The 18,806-nt window shown below is 65.8% G+C and carries 16 protein-coding genes and 1 pseudogene; 12 read left to right on the forward strand and 5 right to left on the reverse strand.

Annotated features, from left to right (window positions below; translation table 11 throughout):
* Window positions 1-984 precede the first annotated feature (984 nt).
* The 11 genes and pseudogenes from ACJH6J_RS26480 (at window position 985) to ACJH6J_RS26530 (ending at window position 9,712) form a co-directional block, all read left to right on the forward strand.
* Complete coding sequence (locus ACJH6J_RS26480) at window positions 985-2,151, forward strand: thiolase family protein (protein ID WP_260939856.1); 1,167 nt, start codon at window positions 985-987, stop codon at window positions 2,149-2,151.
* Window positions 2,148-2,585, forward strand: a complete 438-nt coding sequence (locus ACJH6J_RS26485; protein WP_293024118.1) for a Zn-ribbon domain-containing OB-fold protein — start codon at window positions 2,148-2,150, stop codon at window positions 2,583-2,585. The genes ACJH6J_RS26480 and ACJH6J_RS26485 overlap by 4 nt, the downstream gene beginning before the upstream one ends.
* A complete protein-coding gene (locus ACJH6J_RS26490) occupies window positions 2,582-3,625 on the forward strand; it encodes an LLM class flavin-dependent oxidoreductase (protein WP_293024116.1) in 1,044 nt (347 codons plus the stop codon). The genes ACJH6J_RS26485 and ACJH6J_RS26490 overlap by 4 nt, the downstream gene beginning before the upstream one ends.
* Window positions 3,618-4,076: a MaoC family dehydratase N-terminal domain-containing protein gene (locus ACJH6J_RS26495; RefSeq protein WP_293024113.1), complete on the forward strand. Its 459-nt coding sequence runs from the start codon at window positions 3,618-3,620 to the stop codon at window positions 4,074-4,076. Before ACJH6J_RS26490 ends, ACJH6J_RS26495 begins: the two co-directional genes overlap by 8 nt.
* Window positions 4,073-4,498, forward strand: coding sequence for a MaoC/PaaZ C-terminal domain-containing protein (locus ACJH6J_RS26500; protein ID WP_293024110.1), 426 nt, complete (start codon window positions 4,073-4,075; stop codon window positions 4,496-4,498). Before ACJH6J_RS26495 ends, ACJH6J_RS26500 begins: the two co-directional genes overlap by 4 nt.
* A 32-nt stretch (window positions 4,499-4,530) precedes the next feature.
* Entirely contained in the window at window positions 4,531-5,022 is a 492-nt protein-coding gene (locus ACJH6J_RS26505; protein ID WP_293024133.1) for a MaoC family dehydratase N-terminal domain-containing protein, read from the forward strand.
* Window positions 5,019-5,489, forward strand: coding sequence for a MaoC/PaaZ C-terminal domain-containing protein (locus tag ACJH6J_RS26510; protein WP_293024106.1), 471 nt, complete (start codon window positions 5,019-5,021; stop codon window positions 5,487-5,489). Before ACJH6J_RS26505 ends, ACJH6J_RS26510 begins: the two co-directional genes overlap by 4 nt.
* 43 nt (window positions 5,490-5,532) lie before the next feature.
* Window positions 5,533-6,300: an enoyl-CoA hydratase/isomerase family protein gene (locus ACJH6J_RS26515; RefSeq protein WP_406804787.1), complete on the forward strand. Its 768-nt coding sequence runs from the start codon at window positions 5,533-5,535 to the stop codon at window positions 6,298-6,300.
* A 1-nt stretch (window position 6,301) separates the two neighbouring features.
* On the forward strand, window positions 6,302-7,114 hold the full coding sequence (locus ACJH6J_RS26520; protein ID WP_293024101.1) for a TIGR03084 family metal-binding protein: 813 nt from the start codon (window positions 6,302-6,304) through the stop codon (window positions 7,112-7,114).
* Entirely contained in the window at window positions 7,111-8,835 is a 1,725-nt protein-coding gene (locus ACJH6J_RS26525) for an acyclic terpene utilization AtuA family protein (RefSeq protein WP_406803176.1), read from the forward strand. Before ACJH6J_RS26520 ends, ACJH6J_RS26525 begins: the two co-directional genes overlap by 4 nt.
* A 49-nt stretch (window positions 8,836-8,884) precedes the next feature.
* Window positions 8,885-9,712 (forward strand): annotated as a pseudogene (locus ACJH6J_RS26530) (SDR family NAD(P)-dependent oxidoreductase).
* A gap of 6 nt (window positions 9,713-9,718) precedes the next feature.
* On the opposite strand, the gene ACJH6J_RS26535 reads toward ACJH6J_RS26530, so the two are convergent.
* The 5 genes from ACJH6J_RS26535 to ACJH6J_RS26555 form a co-directional block, all read right to left on the reverse strand.
* Complete coding sequence (locus tag ACJH6J_RS26535; RefSeq protein WP_318986953.1) at window positions 9,719-10,318, reverse strand: TetR/AcrR family transcriptional regulator; 600 nt, start codon at window positions 10,316-10,318, stop codon at window positions 9,719-9,721.
* A gap of 202 nt (window positions 10,319-10,520) precedes the next feature.
* Entirely contained in the window at window positions 10,521-12,074 is a 1,554-nt protein-coding gene (locus tag ACJH6J_RS26540) for a long-chain fatty acid--CoA ligase (RefSeq protein ID WP_318986936.1), read from the reverse strand.
* A 25-nt stretch (window positions 12,075-12,099) separates the two neighbouring features.
* Window positions 12,100-13,254, reverse strand: a complete 1,155-nt coding sequence (locus tag ACJH6J_RS26545) for an acyl-CoA dehydrogenase family protein (protein WP_318986935.1) — start codon at window positions 13,252-13,254, stop codon at window positions 12,100-12,102.
* A gap of 56 nt (window positions 13,255-13,310) precedes the next feature.
* Window positions 13,311-15,341, reverse strand: a complete 2,031-nt coding sequence (locus tag ACJH6J_RS26550; protein WP_318986934.1) for a biotin carboxylase N-terminal domain-containing protein — start codon at window positions 15,339-15,341, stop codon at window positions 13,311-13,313.
* Window positions 15,342-15,346: 5 nt separating this feature from the next.
* Window positions 15,347-16,948: an acyl-CoA carboxylase subunit beta gene (locus ACJH6J_RS26555; RefSeq protein WP_318986933.1), complete on the reverse strand. Its 1,602-nt coding sequence runs from the start codon at window positions 16,946-16,948 to the stop codon at window positions 15,347-15,349.
* Between the two features lie 119 nt (window positions 16,949-17,067).
* Between ACJH6J_RS26555 and ACJH6J_RS26560 the strand changes: the two genes are divergently transcribed.
* On the forward strand, window positions 17,068-18,243 hold the full coding sequence (locus tag ACJH6J_RS26560) for an acyl-CoA dehydrogenase family protein (RefSeq protein ID WP_318986932.1): 1,176 nt from the start codon (window positions 17,068-17,070) through the stop codon (window positions 18,241-18,243).
* The last annotated feature ends 563 nt before the right edge of the window (window positions 18,244-18,806 follow it).

An 18,806-nucleotide genomic window follows, 5' to 3' on the forward strand; every position in this document is an offset into this window, starting at 1 on the left:
TGAGTCGCGGCTTGAACTCGTTTCAGCCCGAAATGGCCATTGAGTGCTCGTCACCCGAGTAGCGGGCGCCCCTCGGAAACAACAGCGCAGCAAGGTCGAAAGTGGTGACGAGTCCCGGCCCATCCACGCCGGCCGGGACACCCGTGCCCTGTGCGTGAGCATCCGCTCCCGTTTCGATTTTCAGCGTCGAACCGCCTAGTTTCTATCGGCGTCCCGGCAGATGTCTTCGATGACTGACACGAGGAGGAGTGCACCTGGGCGGCTTCTGCGCCGCCGCCGTACGAGTGCGTGAGGATTTCGAGATTGTGGCCGTACAGTCGTCGAAGTAGCCGCCCTTCAGTTGTCGCAGCGATCGGTCAAATTCGGATCGTCGTGCATCGGCTCGGAACGGTAGGGTTGGTCGCGAGCCCGGACGCGAGATAAGGATCTCGTAGAATTGCTCTTTGGTCACGAGGAACCCATCGTGTTGCCCGTTGAAATCGATTCTCGCGTCGACCAAGTCGAGCGTGGTGTCGGCACCTACTTTGACGACCGCGAAATGTCCCAGATTTCATCTGGCTCGGAACTGAGTGCGCGGCAGTAGTAGCGCGCTTGACTCGCTGTCAGTCGCGAAGCGATGTGCTGGTTCAGCATCGGCATGGGTATCGCGTTTCCCCGCACCTGTGCGCAGCTAAACACGGCTCACATTCTGGGGAATCTCTCACTACCCGGCACTTCCGGCAGTTTCGGGCCCCGCACTTGTCCGCGTCGATCTGAAAGTTGGCTGACCACTGACCCGGGCCGCGCACGTTTTCAGACATACTGAACCCGCGCGTGAGCCGAGTCCTCATCGAGCCCTAGGTAAGGGGCGCAACAATTTTCGCAAAAATCCGCTGCTGGGCATGCGAGAGGCGAGAAGGGTTTACCTGGACGACTTGAGAACGCTATGCTAACCACTGTTAACATTGGGACCGTCGCTGAGTGCGGGGGTTGAGAGGAGTGCGGGTGTCTTACGATCAGCCGGCCATCATCGGCGCCGCCGAGCTCACTCCGGGCAGGAAAGTCCCTTACACATCCACCGAAATGCACGTGCGCGCCGCGGTGGCGGCGCTTGCCGATGCGGGGGTTTCGGCGGATGAGGTCGACGGACTCGTATGCGCTGGGCCGATGACGAACGAAGGCTCGATCTTCCTGTCCGAGGACCTTATGGACTACCTTGGTCTGCACAATCTGAAGCTCCAGATGACTTGTCAACTCGGCGGCGGGACCCATCTCGCCATGACCCGTGTGGCGAGTAACGTCATTGCCCGAGGCGAGGCTGAAACGGTACTTGTCGTATCGGCGGGCAAGTTCCCGCCGATACGCGACGGCGGACGCGAACTCATGTCGCTCGTGTGCGACCACGCGTTCGAAATGCCCTACGGGCCATCAGTTCCCGCGCTCTACGGCCTGATCGCGCAGGCGTGGATGCACGAAACCGGCCAGGGCAAGGCCGACATCGCCGAGGTAACCGTGTCGCAAGACCGTTGGGCTGCGTTGAACCCCGCGGCGATCGCTCATGACGCTGAGCGCCTCAGCGTCGACGACGTGATGTCGTCCCGGCCGATCGCAGGACCGTTTCACTTCTACCACTGTTCGATTCCTTGCGAGGGTGGTGGAGCGCTGGTGCTGGGTTCTGCCCGTCGAGCACGCGAGGGCAAGCACCGGCCCGTCCACGTTTTGGGCTTTGGAGAGGGCCACACTCACGGCTTCCTGACGTCGTTGGCCCGGCCGGGTCGCACCGGGGCCGCTAGGTCGGGTCCGATGGCGTTCGAGCGCTCCGGACGGGCGCCGGCCGACGTCGACATCGCTCTGCTCTACGATGCCTTCGCCTCCAACCCAGCGATGATCCTGGAGGAGGCGGGCTTCGTGAAACCCGGCGGGGCGGGCGGTTTCTACCGTGACGGGCGCGCCGATCCGGGCGGTGACCTGCCGGTGAACACCGACGGGGGTCTGATCCGGTTCGGGCACACCGGGACCTCCTCTGGCATTTCGCAGATCCTTGAGGGTTACTGGCAGTTGTCCGGTCGCGCCGAGGGCCGTCAGGTGCTCGGGGCGGATACTGCGTTCGTACACAGCTACGGCTCGATGCTGTGCAGTCACGTCAGCATGGTGATGGAGGGGGCGTCATGACCACGGTTTCGAGTTTCCTCGACGGTCTGCACGATCCGGAGGCATTGCCGCCGCTGACCGACGTCAACCGACGCTATTTCGCCGCGGCGGCCTGCGGGGTACTTGTCTTCCAGCGGTGCGCGAACGGTCACCCGTTCCTGTACCCGCGGCTGGTGTGTCCGGTCTGCTATGAAGCCGAGTTGGCCTGGGAGACTGCTGCGGGCACCGGCGAGGTCATCAGTTTCGCGCCGGTGTACCGCCGTCCGTGGGATTCGTTTCCGCGGAGCGAGCCGTACGTGGTCGTGCTCGTCCGACTCGACGAGGGGCCGCAGTTGTTGGCAAGTCTCGAGGGCGTGGCACCCGACGACGTCGTCATCGGCGCGCGAGTGCGCGCAGTGTTCGAGCGCGTGAGCGAGGACCTAGGGCTGGTGCGATTCCGGTTGGCGGCGTCTTGAGTACGTACGGCATCTCCGTGCTCGGCGCGGAGTTGGCGACCCTCGTCGATACAGCCGTGGCCGCCGACCGCGCCGGATTCGACGCCGCCTGGGCATCCGAGTTCTACTCGCGCTCCGGCTCTATCTCGATGGCCGCGATGGCCGCGCGAACACGGCACTGCCGCCTGGGGTCGTCGATCCTGTACGGCGTTGGGCGTAGTCCACTGGTGCTGGCCACCGAAGCGCGCGACCTCGACGAGCTTTCAGACGGGCGTGTTGTCCTCGGCCTCGGTAACGGCACACGCCGCATGATGAGCGACTGGCATGGTGTCGCGGACACCTCGTCACCCGCCGTGCGCATGGAGGAACTGGTCCCGCTGATCCGACGGATCTGGAACCTGCACGAAGGCCCAGTGAACCACGAGGGGCGCTTCTACCGGCTCAACCTTGTTCCCACGGGAGAAGTCCCGCCGCCGAAGCGAGCGATCCCGATCATCACTGCGGGCGTGCGTCCGCGGATGTGCGAGGTAGCCGGGCGCGTCGCCGACGGGTTGGCCGGTCATCCGCTGTTCACCACGACCTACGTCGAGGAGGTCGCCCGCCCGGCCGTCGTACGCGGCGCGGAACGGGCCGGGCGCGACCCCGCCGACGTGGAGATCGTCTCCATGGTCATCTGCTCGGTGCACGAAGACGCTCAGATCGCACGTCGTGAGGCCGCGCAGCAGATCGCGTTCTACTCGTCCGTGAAAAGCTACCAGCACGTGCTTGATGTGAGCGGCTTCGCTAGGCAGGGGGCGGCGATCCGCGAGGCGTTCGCACAGCGCGACCTGCCCGCCATGTTCGCCGCCGTCACAGACGACATGATCGACGCGATGGCCGTCGCCGGCACCGCAGCCGAGGTGCGCGACGGGTTGCGCCGCTACGAAGGCGTGTTGGACCACATCATTCTCTACTCACCCTCGATCGGGCTCGCACCCGAACGGATCGCTGAGAACCTTGGCAGCCTCATTCGCGATTGTGCGCCGGCCTTCGCCGGCGGGAAAGGTGACCAGAGTGGCTGACGCCTCGCTTATCGGGACGCAACTCGGGAGCACCACATTTCCCGTCGACCGGTCCAAAGTGCGCGAGTTCGCGCTGTCCCTCGACGACCACGACCCGATCTACCAGGACGCCGCAGCGGCCCGGGCCGCCGGCTTCAGCGCGATCCCCGCTCCGCCCACCTTCGTCGTCTCCTCGGCTCACTGGCGCGTCGACGACGACATGTTCGGCGCCTTCGGGCTCGACCTGCGCCGCGTACTGCACGGTGAGTGCGGCTGGGAATATTTCGCGCCGGTGTTCGTCGGCGACGAGCTCACTGAGACGCGCCGGGTGTCGAACGTGACCAGCCGCGAGGGCAAGCGCGGCGGCACCATGACAATCGTGACGATCGAGACCGACTTCACCAACCAGCGCCACGAACTCGTCGTGCGCCAGACCGACGTCTTGATCGAAACCGGAGGCTCCACCCAATGACGACATCCCCCGCGCCGGTGGCGTTGGCCATCGGCGACGAGATGCCGAGCTCACAGTTCGGTCCGCTGACCCGCTCGCACATCGTCCGCTACGCCGGTGCCGGCGGCGACTTCAACCCGATCCACCACGACGAGGAGTTCGCCCGTGCCGCCGGCATGCCCGGTGTGTTCGGTATGGGACTGCTGCACGGCGGCATGCTGGCCCAGCGGCTGACCGACTGGGTGGGGCTGGCCAACATCCGATCGTTCCGGATCCGTTTCACCGGGCAGGTGTGGCCCGGCGACGTGCTTACCTTCGCCGGCAAGGTGACCGGCGTGCGAGAAGCCCAAGGCCAGCAGCTAGCGGACGTCGAACTCGACGTCACGCGCCAGACCGGCGAACCCGCGATAAAGGGGAGCGCCGTCGTGCAGGTGGCCCGGTGAGCGCGCCAACGAGCGACGTCACCGGCCTCGGGATGACATTCGGGACCGTCGACGAGGGCCGGGCGTGGGTCGGTCATCGCACGGGACCGCGACGCGCGTGGTTCCCGATCGATCGCTCGATGGTGTTGTACTACTGTTCGCTCGTCGAGGATGCCAATCCCAGCTACTGGGAGGGTGAGGACTGCCCGCCCGGGCTGTTGATGACCCTTGGCTTCGCGCCGCAGTGGGCGCCGGAGCATCTCACGCGCACGGACATGCTGCTGGCGCTCAGCGTGCCGCTGCCGGGCCACCACATCATCAACGCCTCGACGACGACGGAGTTCGAACGCCGGCCCCGGGTGGGCGATCACGTGTCGATCGTGGAGGAGGTGGCCTCGATCTCCGAACCGAAGACGACGCGGGTGGGCACCGGCGTGTTCATCACGACGGTGAGTACGTTCTCCGATCAGCACGGCGAGATCATCGGGCGCAACACCAACGTGCTGTTCCGATATGACACCGACGCGGACGGCGAGCCGTCGTGAACTCGAGCGATACGGGAGCGGCCGCGCGTCCCGCTCTGCTGTTTGACGAGGTCTCCGTCGGTGACTCACTGCCCACGGTTGCCATCGAGGTGACGTACAAGCGCATCTGCATGAACGCGGCCTCAACGTGGGACTGGTTCCCCGGCCACCACAACCCGGAGTACGCCCGGAGTCAGGGCCAGCGCACGATCTACCTGTCGACTCTCTTCTTTCACGGCTTCATCGACCGGGGCCTCAACGAATGGGCCGGACCCGACGCGCTCATCCGACGCCGCAAAATCTCGATGGTCCGGTCGATCTACCCGGGCCAGACCGCGACCCTGAGCGGCAAGGTCGTGGCCAAACGCGACGATGGCGGACGGCGCCTCGTTGACCTCGAGTTGCTCGTCTCGAGCGAAGATGGTCCGTGCGTGCCGAGTGAAGCCACCGTTGAGCTGGCCGACCCGTTTGTCGAGGTGCAGGGGTGAACTGCCTCTCACATGCGAGGCGACGGTGAGGGACGGAGGCTCGGTGGCCGAGCAACCGATTCGCTACGAGGTCGTCGAAAGCGTCGCGTGGCTGACGATCAACCGGCCCGAGGCGCGCAACGCGCTGAACAACGCTGTGCGCACCGGTTTGTTCGACGCGGTGCGGCGCTTCAACGACGACTACGCGGCGAAGGTGCTCGTCCTCACCGGTGCGGGTGAGAAGGCGTTCTGCGCAGGCGGGGACTTGAAGGAGATGGCGCAGAACGCGCTCAAGGTGCCGCCGAAGGATTTCGCTCCGCAGTTCGGCCGCAACATCGATGTCGCGAAGCCGACGATCGCGGCGGTCAACGGTGTCGCGTTCGCCGGGGGCTTCCTGCTCGCGCAGCAGTGCGACTTGGTGGTGGCTGCCGAACACGCGACGTTCGCGGTCAGCGAGGTCAAGGTCGGTCGCGGGTCGCCGTGGGCGGCACCGCTGTCGTGGCTGGTTCCGCCCCGCGTCGCCATGCAGATATTGCTGACTGGCGACCCGATCACCGCTGAGCGCGCCCACCAGGTCGGCTTGGTCAATGAGGTGGTGCCGGCCGATCAGTTGCGTGAGCGTACCCAGCAGTTGGCGCTCAGCATCGCCGCGAACGCACCGCTGTCCGTGCTCGCGTCCAAGCGCACCGTGTACCTCTCGGCACAGCATCACCTCGCCGCCGCCTACGACCTGGCAGACGAGATATGGGAGCCGGTCTATCTGAGCGACGATGCGCAGGAAGGCCCGACGGCGTTCCGCGAGAAGCGCGTACCACAGTGGAAGGGACGCTGACATGGCGGTGAGCATGCAGTCGGTTATCACCGACATCGAAGCGGAGACGGCCGCCCTACGCGGATTGGTCGCGCCGCTGACCGAAGGTCCGCGCGGCTGGGACGCGCCGACTCCGGCCGTGGGCTGGATGATCCGCGACCAGATCAGTCATCTGGCGTTCTTCGACGACGTGGCGGTGCGCTCGGCCACCGACCCCGACGGGTTCAGCGGCGACTACCTGCCGATGATGGCCGACGGAAGTATCTCACCCGACGTCATCGCCGAGCGCTACCGTCAGATGCCGGCTGCCGACCTGCTCGCGTGGTTCGACACGTCGCGTGCAGCCCTCGTTGCGGCGTTCGCGGACATTGACCCGGCGACCCGCCTGCCGTGGTTCGGGCCGCCGATGAGCGCGGTCTCGTCGCTCACCGCGCGACTCATGGAGACCTGGGCGCACGGCCAGGACGTCGCCGACGCGCTCGGCGCGACCCGCGCGGCCACGGCACGGCTGCGTCACGTAGCCCACATCGGGGTGGGTGCGCGCGCGTTCAGCTACCTGGCCAACGGTCTGGACCTGCCCGCGGACCCGGTACGCGTCGAGCTGACCGCTCCGGACGGCAGCGTCTGGACGTGGGGGCCAGCCGACGCCACCAACCGCGTGAGCGGGCCGGCGCTGGACTTTTGCCTGTTGGTGACCCAACGCCGCCACCGTGATGACACCGCTTTGGTCGTCGACGGCCCGCTGGCCGACCAGTGGCTCTCGATCGCCCAGGCCTTCGCGGGGCCCCCTGGTGGCGGACGCGTGGCGGGCCAGTTCGCAGGGGGTCAGCGGTGAGCGTCCCGATCCGCGTCGGCAACTGTTCCGGGTTTTACGGCGACCGCATCGCCGCGGCCCGCGAGATGGTCGAGGGCGGACCGATCGACGTCCTGTGCGGCGATTACCTGGCCGAGCTGACCATGCTCATCTTGACCAAGGCCCAGGCCAAGGATCCGAACGGCGGATACGCTCGCACTTTCCTCACCCAAATGGAACAAGTGCTGGGCACCTGTCTGGATCGTCGCATCAAGGTCGTCGCGAACGCGGGCGGACTGAATCCCGCTGGCCTGGCGGCCGCGTTGCGCGAGCTGTCCGCACGTCTCGGCCTCACAGCACGGATCGCACACGTCGAGGGCGACGACCTGCGCGGTAGCCTCGACGCGATCACGCCGCCCGTCGGCGAGAAGAAACCGGTGTCGGCCAATGCCTACCTCGGTGCCTGGGGCATCACCGAGGCGCTGCGCTCGGGCGCCGACGTCGTCGTGACCGGCCGCGTCACAGACGCCTCGCTGGTGGTCGGTCCCGCCGCCTGGTGGCACAATTGGGCACCCGACCACTGGGATCGACTCGCGGGTGCCGTGGTCGCCGGGCACGTGATCGAGTGCGGCCCGCAGGCGACGGGTGGAAACTACGCGTTCCTGGACGAGGTCACTGACCGCCGCTATCCGGGGTTTCCGATCGCGGAGGTCGCCGAGGACGGCTCATCGGTGATCACGAAGCATCCGAATACCGGTGGGCTGGTCTCGGTGGGGACGGTCACCGCCCAATTGCTCTACGAAATCGCCGAACCCGCCTATCTCGGCCCAGACGTGGTGACCCATTTCGACACCATCCGCCTGAACCAACAGGGTGAGCACCGTGTCGGCATCAGCGGCACCAGAGGCAGTCCACCGCCAGACACGCTCAAGGTCGCGCTGAACGAGGCGGGCGGATTCCGCAACTCTAAGACCATGGTGCTCACAGGCCTCGACGTCGAGGAGAAGGCGGCCTTCGCTGAACAGCAGCTTTTCGACGTTCTCGGCGGGCGCGAAGCCTTCGACGAAGTCGACGTGAGGCTGTTGCGTTTTGACGTCGCCGATGCACCGACGAACGAGCAGGCGTGCGCGCACCTGCGTATGACGGTGAAGGACGCCGACCCGCGCAAGGTGGGCCGGGCGTTCTCCGGCGGCATCATGGAGATCGCACTGGCCGGATTCGCCGGCTTTCACACGACCACGCCGCCGTCCTCGGAGACCGCGTTCGGCATCTACCGACCGGCCCTCGTGCCACGCACGGCCCTGACCCAAACACTCGTCGACGCGGATGGAAACCGGCACGCGATCGCCGACCCGCCCACCGGTGTAGCGCCTTCGGCTGAGCCGGCCGCGCCTGTTGGTACACCCGCACCCACCGGGCCCACGCGGCGTGCGCCGCTCGGGCGAGTTCTCGGCGCACGATCCGGAGACAAAGGCGGCAACGCCAACCTAGGGCTGTGGGCCCGGGACGACCCCGGCTACGCGTGGGCACGGGAGTATCTCAGCGTCGAGCGCCTTCGCACGCTACTCGGGCCGGAAGCGGCGAACCTTCGCATCGAGCGCTTCGAGCTGCCGAATCTACGAGCGCTCAACGTGGTGGTGTACGGCCTGCTCGGCGATGGTGTCGCGTCGTCGACCCGCCCGGATGCGCAAGCCAAGGGGTTCGGGGAGTACGTGCGGTCCCGTGAGGCGGACGTCCCCGAATCGCTGCTCGACGCACGCTGAACGTCCGGCACGGCGCCGGTGGTACCCCTACGGAAAGGTCGAACCCAACATGGGAAAGCTGGACGGCAAGATCGCGCTCGTCTCCGGGTCGGGGCGTGGCATCGGACGCGCCATCGCCTAGAAGCTGGCAGGCGACGGTGCCAGGGTGGTCGTGAACGACCTCGACGCCGGGCCGGCGAACGAGACGGTGGCCGCGATCGAAGCCGCCGGTGGCACCGCGGTCGTGTGTGCGGGCAGCGTCACCGAGGACGGTTTCGCCGAACGCTTCGTACAAACGGCCGTCGATGAGTACGGCGGAGTGGACATCATCGTCAACAACGCCGGCTACACCTGGGACTCTGTGGTACAGAAAATGAGCGACGAGCAGTGGGATGCGATCCTCGACGTGCACCTGAAAGCACCGTTCCGGATACTTCGCGCCGCCCAGCCGGTGATCAGCGCGGCGGTCAAGAAGGAACGCGAAGCGGGCGACGTGAGTTGCCGCAAGGTCGTCAACATCTCCTCGATCGCGGGCACAGGGGGCAACGCCGGTCAGGCGAACTACTCCTCGGGAAAGGCCGGCGTCCTCGGGCTCACGAAGGCGATGTCGAAGGAGTGGGGCCGCTACAACGTCACCGTCAATGCGGTCGCGTTCGGACTCATCCGCACCCGCCTCACCGAAACTCCCGCCGGAGGTGACGGGACGATCGACATCCAGGGCCGCGAACTAGCGGTCGGCGTCAACCCCGACCTTCTCGCCACCATGGAACGCGCCATCCCACTAGGCAGGGCCGGAACGCCAGACGACGGCGCGGGTGCCGTCTACCTCCTGTGCATTCCCGAGTCGGACTACATCAGCGGACAGGTGGTGATCTGCGGCGGCGGCTTCAACACCTGAGCAATCTCAGCCGGCTGCCGAGCCTAACCGGTCATTGCTCGCGCTGAACAGCGCGTCAGCTGCAGCGGTGACCAGCATCGCCTCGACTGTCGCGTCGTCCAGCGACGCGGGCATGTACGCGGACGCGTTCAGTAAAGACAGCGCGGCGGCGACCAGGCTCTGTGCGCGTGTGTCGTCCAGATCGCCGCGCGCCAGTACCAGCGCATCGACCCAGATGGCTTCATAGCTGCGCTGTCGGCGCCGAAGGGCACGGGTGGCAAGCGGCGATAGTGAGCGGTGCTCGCGGGCGTAGACGGCCAGCAGGCCACGGTGCCGAGCGCCGAAAGCCGGATGCAGCTCGACCAAGGTGCGCAGGACCTCCGACGAGGTCTTCGCCGTCGTGCCGTGTCGCGCGCCGGCGAACAGCTCAGTCATTGCGGAGTCGCACAGTTCGCGCAGGATTGCATGCTTATTCTGGAAGTGCCGGTATACCGCTGGCTCGCTCGCCCGAGCCGCGGCGCCGGTGTCATCAATACCCACCGAGTGGAAGCCTTGGCACGCGAACAGGTCGGCGGCGGCCTCAAGTAGCAATTTGCGGCGCAAGCCAGACGCGTTCGTGCCTCCTATCAGTTCGTCGCGATCATTACGTGTGGAGTGCTCCGCAGAACGATAGTCCTATCGACGCCCGGGTTTCCTGCGTCGACACCCACCGCACCGTCTTCGAAAAGGACAACGCAACTGCTGAACTCGGCCGTTGTTGCCAAATTCTCGCATCAGCACGTCGATTGAGAGACCCTGCCCCGAACCCGCGAGGCGCTGCGCAGGCCACTCAGCGCAGAACGACTCCGGCCTCGATGCCTGTGAACTGCGTACGCAGCTCGGTCTTGAGCAGCTTGCCGGTGGCGTTGCGTGGCAGTTCGTCGACGAAGTGCACGTCGCGCGGGCACTTGAAATGTGCCAGCCGCTCACGACACCAGTCCACTATCTCTTGGGCGCTCGGCGCTTCCACCGCGGGTTGGGCGACGACGACCGCGACGACGCGTTCCCCCCACTTCGCGTCCGCGCCTCCGATCACAGCGGCGTCGAGTACCTCCGGGTGGCGGAACAGAACCTGCTCGACCTCGATCGGGTAGACGTTCTCGCCGCCGGAGATGATCATGTCCTTCTTGCGGTCGACGAGGGTGATGTATCCCTCGGCGTCCATGCGTCCGAGGTCGCCCGTGTGGAACCAGCCTCCGCGGAACGCCTCAGCGCTCGCCTCGGGCTTCATCCAGTAGCCTGTAAACACGTTGGGGCCACGCACAATCAACTCACCCACAGTGTCGATCGCGACTTCGCGATCGTGGTCGTCGACGATGCGAGCGTCGACGTGCATCGCCACGCGGCCAATCGACCCCGCCCGAGTGCTGGTGTTCTCGGCGTCCAGGACGGTCACCAACGGGGCGGTCTCGGTCATGCCGAAGCCCTCGGTGAAGGGCACACCACGCTCGCGCATGAAATCGATCACCGTCAGGGGAACGGGTGACCCGCCGCCCATAGCGAAACGCAGCGCGGACAGGTCGAAGGAGTCGAAGTCGGGCACCTTCATGAGCGCGGCCCACATGGCCGGCACCATGAACTGAATCGTTACTTGGTGGTCGGCCATCGCTTGCAGCGTTGCTCGCGGGTCGAAGGCGGGCATGATGACGCTGGTGCCGCCGACGTAGAGCAGCGGCAGTGTGTGCACACCCAAGCCACCGATGTGGAACATCGGCGCCACCGCGGCCGTGACGTCGTCGCCCCGCACGCCGATATCGGTGCCGAGGACGTTGATCGCGTTCCACAGCAGGTTGTCGTGGGTGAGGATCGCGCCCTTGGGTCGGCCGGTCGTCCCCGACGTATACATGATGAACGCCGGGTCGCGGCCCTCGACATCGCCGTTAATCGCGTCGAGCGTTCCGCCTGAGACGAGGTCGTCGTAACTGAGCTCACCCGTCGCCGGCACCCCACCGGCGCGCACGATATGGCGCACGCGGGCTCCGGATTCGGTGACGGCTGTCGTGGCTTGTGCGGCCAACGGCTCGTGGAAGATGAGGACGTCGGCCCCGGAGTCGGCCAGGATGTACCCGATCTCGGGTGCAGCAAGCCGCACGTTGAGCGGTACGGTGATAGCGCCGATCTTGGCGCAGCCCAGCAGCACCTCGATGAACTCGGCCGAATTGACCAGCAGCACTGCGACCCTGTCGCCTTTTCGCACGCCGAGCGCGATCAAGGCGGCGGCGAGCTGGTTGGTGCGCCGATCCAAGTCGGCGTAGGTGATGTGCTCGCCGTTGCTGATCAGCGCGGTACGCCCGGCGTTGAGGAAGGAACGCCGGGTGACCCAATGACCGATGCCGCGTTGCATGTGATCTCTTTCCGTTTCCGCCGGCTCAGTAGGACGCTGGAAGACGCAGGCTGTGCTGCGCCACGAAATTGAGGATCATCTCGCGGCTGATGGGGGCGGTGCGCATGAGTCGGGCCGGGCCCCAGAGCGTGGCGAGGCCGTACTCGGTGGCCATGCCGTTGCCGCCGTGGGTCTGAATCGCCTGGTCGAGCGCCAGGATGCCTGCCTCGGCCGCGGCGTACTTCGCCATGTTGGACGCCTCACCCGACCCGGGGTCGCCTGCGTCGTGCAGGGAGGCGGCGCGCTGGGTCATCAAGCGCGCCAGTTCGACCTGGATCTTGGCGTGGGCGAGCGGGTGCGATACACCCTGGTGCGAGCCAATTGGCGCTCCCCATACGTGCCGCTCACGTGCGTAGTTGGCGGCTTTGTCGAGCGCGTAAAGGCCGATGCCGTTGCCTAGTGCTGCGCCCATGATCCGCTCAGGGTTCAAGCCCATGAAGACCTGGCGCAGCCCTTCGTTCTCTGCGCCGATCAGGTTGGCGGCTGGCACACGAACGTTATCGAAGAATAGGGTGAATTGCTTCTCCGGAGTGACGGCCTGCACCGGGATGAGGGACTTGGTCAATCCAGGTGCATCGGTGGGCACGACGAGCAGGCTCAAAAGGCCGCGACCACGGTCGTTGGTGGACGTGCGCGTCACGACCAGAATGGCCTCGGCCTCGTCGACGCCGGAGATGTAGTACTTGGTGCCGTTCACGACCCAGTCGTCACCGTCGCGTTTGGCGGTCGTGGAGATGTTGTGCGAGTTCGAGCCCGCATCCGGCTCGGTGATCGCGAAGGCCATGATCGTCTCGCCGCTCGCGATGCTGGGCAGCCATCGTTGCTTGAGTTCCTCACTGCCGAAGGCCTGGATGATGGTGCCGCAAATGGTCGGCGAAACGACGGTCATCAGCAGCGGGCATCCGGCCGCGGCGAGTTCCTCACCGACGATCTGCATGTCGTAGATGCCGCCGCCGCCGCCGCCGTACTCCTCGGACAGGTTCACGCCGAGGAAGCCCTGCTTGCCTACGGCCTGCCATAGTTCGGTGCTCTTCTCGCCTGCCAGTGACTTCTCAAGGTAGTACTTGTGGCCGAAGTCCTTGGCGATCTCGGCGACCGCCTTGCGCAGGTCTTGGCGTTCCTCGGTCTCGTGTAATTCCATGACATTCCTGACGTCGTGCGATAGCACGCGGCCGGTCGGCAGCGCGCTGGCTTTACCTAGGGCTGTATGGCGCAGGCCGCCTCGCCGCCGTCCACCGCCTCGACCACGGCGAGTACATCGCCGGTGGAAACCTGCTTCCCGACCTCGACCGGCAGTGCGCTCAACAAGCCGTCGATCGGGCTGGCGATGCTGTGCTCCATCTTCATCGCCTCGAGGACGACGAGCGTTTGTCCGGCTGACACAGTCTCGCCCGTGGCGACTGGTAGCCGAATCACCGAACCGGGCATCGGTGCCGTGAGCGAACCCGGCGGGGTCAGAGTGCTCGGGTCGACAAAGCGCGGCGCCACGCTCAAGGCCGTATAACCCAAGACCGAGTCGACATGGGCGAGATCGCCGTCGATGAGCACGTGGAACGTTCGTCGAACGCCGCTCACGCTCAACACGACGGATTCGGTGCTCCCCACCACGACCGCGACGTCGGCCGACGGTTGGTCATCGACACTCAACGATGTTCCCATCGGATGCAGCGTGTAGCCGACGCGTATATCGCGCCCGGTCTGCGTCCGCCAGGTGGTGGTCTGCGGTTGAGAGGAGTTGTTTCGCCAACCTGCGGGCAGTGACGCTTGCAGGGGCGCGACGGCACGCCGAGCGGCCACGCCGGCCACGGTCGCCGCAATGGCGTGCAGACCCTCAGCGTATGAATCGACAAGGGGCGCGCCGAGTTCGGCGACGTCGTGTCGTTGCAGGAAACCGGTGTCCGTGCCGCGCCCGGCGAATTCGTCGTGGCGCAGGGTCCGCACCAACAGGTCGCGATTGGTGGTAATGCCGTGAATACGGGCGCCGGCCAGCGCCGCCGAGAGACTGGAAAGAGCCTCCTCGCGCGTTGGAGCCCACGCGATGACCTTGGCGAGCAGCGAGTCGTAGTGGTGGCCGACGACCGAACCGGCCCGGAATCCCGAATCGACCCGCACGCCGGCAAGCGCTGGAATATCCATGGTGCGCAGGGTCCCCGTGCAGGGCCGGTAGTCATCGGCCGGATCCTCGGCGCACAAACGGGCCTCGATAGCGTGACCGCGAACTCGCAGGTCGTGCATCTCGTCGGGCAGCGCTCGCCCCATCGCAACCAGCAGCTGGGCCCGCACCAGGTCAAGACCTGTGATCAGCTCGGTGACGGGGTGCTCGACCTGCAACCGGGTGTTCATCTCGAGGAAGGCGAAGGAGCCATCCATGCCGTCCCGGCCCACGTCGTAGACGAACTCGACCGTTCCGGCGCCTACGTAACCGACGGCGCGCGCGGCGGCGATGGCGGCCTCGCTCATCCGAGCGCGCAACGCGTCGTCGACGACCGGTGACGGTGCTTCTTCGATGACTTTCTGGTGGCGACGCTGCACCGAGCACTCGCGCTCGAACAGAGAGACGACGTTGCCGTGCATGTCGGCCATGACCTGGATCTCGACGTGTCGCGGGCGCTGGATGTATCGCTCGAGGAAGACGGTGCCGTCGGAGAACGCGGCAGCAGCCTCACGGGAGGCGGAGGCCACCGCCTCCTCAAGCTCATCCGGCGAGGTGACCACGCGCATACCCCGGCCGCCACCGCCAGCGCTGGCCTTGACCAGGACCGGGTAGCCGACGTTGGAGGCCAACTTCTCGAGGTGTTCGGCAGACAGCCCCGTCGTGTCGCCACCGGGGAGTACGGGAACGCCCGCGTCGGACATCATCTTCTTGGCCGCTAACTTCGAGCCCATCGCATCGATCGCCTCGGCCGGTGGGCCGACGAAGATCAGGTCGGCAGCGGCGCAGGCCCTCGCGAACGCAGCGTTCTCCGACAGGAAGCCGTAACCGGGGTGAACGGCGTCGGCGCCGGTGAGCGAGGCCGCGGCGATGATCCGTGACATGTCGAGGTAGGTCTCGGCGGGGGACGAGCCGGGGAGGCGCACCGCCTCGTCCGCGTCGGCGACATGCCACGCGTCGGCGTCGGCGTCGGAATAGACGGCCACCGTGGCGATCCCGAGGTCGCGGCAAGTGCGGAACACTCGCCGTGCGATTTCACCACGGTTGGCCACCAGTACCTTGGAGATCTTCGGCATCGTCATCACATCCGGAAGACGCCGTAGCCGCGCTGGCCACGAACTTCGCCGTTGTGGATGACCGACAGACACAAACCGAGAACCGTCCGCGTGTCGCGAGGATCGATGATTCCGTCGTCATAGAGGCGACCGCTGTTGGCCAGGGCGACGGATTCCCGCTCGATTTGTTCCTCGACCGAGGTGCGCATCTGGGCGTCGGCGTCCTCATCGAAGGGCAGCCCGCGGTCGGCGGCGGACTCGCGCGCAACGATGGACAGCACTCCGGCCAGTTGCGCCGGACCCATGACCGCCGACTTCGAGTTGGGCCACGCGAACAGGAACCGCGGCGAGTACGACCGGCCGCACATGCCGTAGTTCCCGGCACCGTAAGACGCACCCATGGTGATGGTCACGTGCGGGACAGCGCTGTTCGACACGGCGTTGATCATCTTCGCGCCGTCTTTGATGATGCCTCCCTGCTCGTACTCGGCGCCGACCATGAATCCGGTTGTGTTCTGCAGGAAGATCAGGGGCGTGTCGATCTGATTGGCCAGCTGAATGAACTGGGAGCCCTTCTCGGCCTCCTCACTGAACAAGATGCCCCGCGCATTGGCCAGGATCCCGACCGGAAACCCGTGGATCGAGGCCCAGCCGGTGACCAGTGACGTGCCGTACAGCGGTTTGAACTCGTCGAAGGCCGATCCGTCGACCACTCGGGCGATGACGTCGCGGGGGTCGAAGGGCACCTTCGGATCAACCGACGCGATGCCGAGCAGCTGGTCGGGGTCGTACACCGGCGGGTGCGGCGGCAGTGTGGGTCCGGTGCCACACTTCCGCCAGTTGAGCCGCGCCATGATGCGCCGGCCGATGCGGATCGCATCCTGCTCGTCCTCTGCCATGAAATCGGCCAACCCCGAAGTGCGGGCGTGCATATCGGCGCCGCCGAGCGATTCGTCGTCGGAGACCTCTCCGGTGGCCATCTTCACCAACGGCGGACCGCCGAGGAACACCTTGGAGCGATTGCGCACCATCACGACGTAGTCGCACATGCCAGGGATGTAGGCACCGCCAGCGGTCGAATTGCCGAAGACCAACGCCACGGTCGGCAACCCTGCTGCGCTGTGCTGGGTCAGGTCGTGGAACAGTTGACCGCCGGGCACGAAGATCTCCGCCTGTGTGGGCAGGTCGGCACCGCCGGACTCGACGATGTTGATGATGGGCAGTCGATTCTCCCGCGCGATAGCCATGCCGCGGAACACTTTTCGGAACGTGTACGGGTTCGATGCGCCTCCGCGCACGGTGGGGTCGTGAGCGATGATCATCGACTCGATTCCCTCGACGATGCCGATGCCGACCACCACACTGCCTCCGACGGGGAACCGGGTGCCCCATGCGGCGAAGGGGCACAGTTCGAGGAACGCCGTGTCGGGATCGAGCAGGAGTTCAATGCGTTCTCGGACGAGCAACTTGCCCCGTTTACGATGCCGCGCAACGTACTTCGGTCCGCCACCGGCATTCGCCTGCGCCAGCTGCTCCGCGATGGCGTTGAGTTGAGCGCTCAGGCCGTCGCGGTTCTCGAGGTAGCCGGGCGCCGTTGCATCGACGTGATCGGGTAGGACGTGAACCACGGTATTCCTCCGAGCGATCATCGACGCCGATCTGCTGACGCGGTAATGTTAGCCGCAATTAACGTCGGGTGACAACCGCGGCAGGACATGCCTCGGGTCGAGCAAGGAGGAGCATCACGATGACCCAGTTGGACGAGCAGTCGGGTACCGAGGTGGTCAGCCCGTGGGAGACACCTGAGCGCCGCGCCCTGACCGATCTCGTGCAGGCCTTCACGCGCAAGGAGATCGCCCCTTACGTCAGCGAATGGGAGGAGGCCGGAGAGCTACCACGCGAATTGCACCGCAGCGCGGCCAAGGCGGGCCTGCTCGGTATCGGCTTCGCCGAAGAAGTCGGCGGAGTCGGCGGCGACCTGCGCGACCTAGTCCTTCTCACCGAGGGCGTGATGGAGGCCGGCGGCTCGTCGGGGGTGCTGGCGAGCCTGTTGACACACAACATCGCGTTGCCTCACATGGCCGCCCACCGAGATCCGGATCAGGTCCGCCGGTTCGTCGCGCCCACTCTCGCCGGCGAGAAGATCGGCAGCCTGGGCGTGACCGAACCCGACACCGGTTCCGACGTCGCGGGGATCCGCACGACCGCAGTTCGTGACGGCGATCATTACGTCGTCAACGGGGCGAAGATGTTCATCACATCGGCGGTCCGCGCAGATTTCGTGACGACGGCCGTACGCACCGGCGGCCCTGGCGCCGGCGGAATCTCGCTGCTCGTCGTCGAGCGCGGAACACCCGGATTCACCGTCTCGAGCAAGCTGAAGAAGATGGGCTGGTGGTGCTCGGATACCGCCGAGTTGGGCTACGTCGACGTGCGGGTCCCCGCATGCAACCTCGTCGGCCCCGAGAACAGCGGCTTCATCCAGATCATGCAGCAGTTTCAAGTAGAGCGTGCCTTCATCGCCGTGCAGTGTTACGCCACGGCGCGGCGCTGCCTCGACCTCACCCTGCAGTGGGTGAAGCAGCGCGAGACGTTCGGGCGGGCATTGTCCACCCGTCAGGTGGTTCGCCACAAGGTCGCCGACATGGCTACCGCCGTTGACGTGGCGCGCACCTACACCCGTGCCGCCGTCGACCGCATCGTCGCAGGTGACACCGATGTGCGCATGGTGTCAATGGCGAAGAATGTGGCCGTCGCCGCGTGCGACCTCGCTGTCGATACCGCGGTCCAGTTGCACGGCGGTATGGGCTACCTCCGTGAGACCGAAGTCGAACGCCACTACCGCGATTCGCGCATCCTCGGCATCGGCGGCGGCACCACCGAGATCATGAAGGAGATCATCGCCAAACACATCGGCCTGTGAACCGTGCAGGGCTCGATGCACACCATCGTGTGTCTAAGGGGTCTTGAGGGTTCGGTTGACTCCTGATATCTGAGGATTGTGGGGTTCTCGGTAGAAGGGTGCCGATCATGGCGAAGGCGTATCGGGAGGAGTTCCGGGACGATGTGGAAGCGGAATTACTGCCTCGATCGGAATGAACCACTGTCGCAACGGGATTGCGAGGAATGATGGCCATATGGAGCCGCGTTGACCGCCAACTGCGACTTCATCGGGAATCGATCGAGTAACGGAATATACGATTAGAAAACACGCGGTTTACCGCACAGGCGTAGCTTGTCCGTGGTCGTAACGTGTTATGTGATATCGCTGAGTCACAACTGATTTGGCCGATCGGCGATGAACACACGGTGCACGAGATCGTCATGAACGGGCGGCCCACTTTCGTCGGCACGGCTGGCTTCTCACCAAGCATGCGGAAATTCTGTCGCGTGAGCGCAGCCGCCAAAAGGAGCAATTGTCAATACCTGTGGATCGGGGTGTTTCAGGCGACCTCCGTTTCGGTGTGTTGATCGCCGTCTGACGGT

This window comes from Mycobacterium sp. SMC-18 (genome assembly GCF_045310895.1).
Taxonomy (GTDB): Bacteria; Actinomycetota; Actinomycetes; order Mycobacteriales; family Mycobacteriaceae; genus Mycobacterium.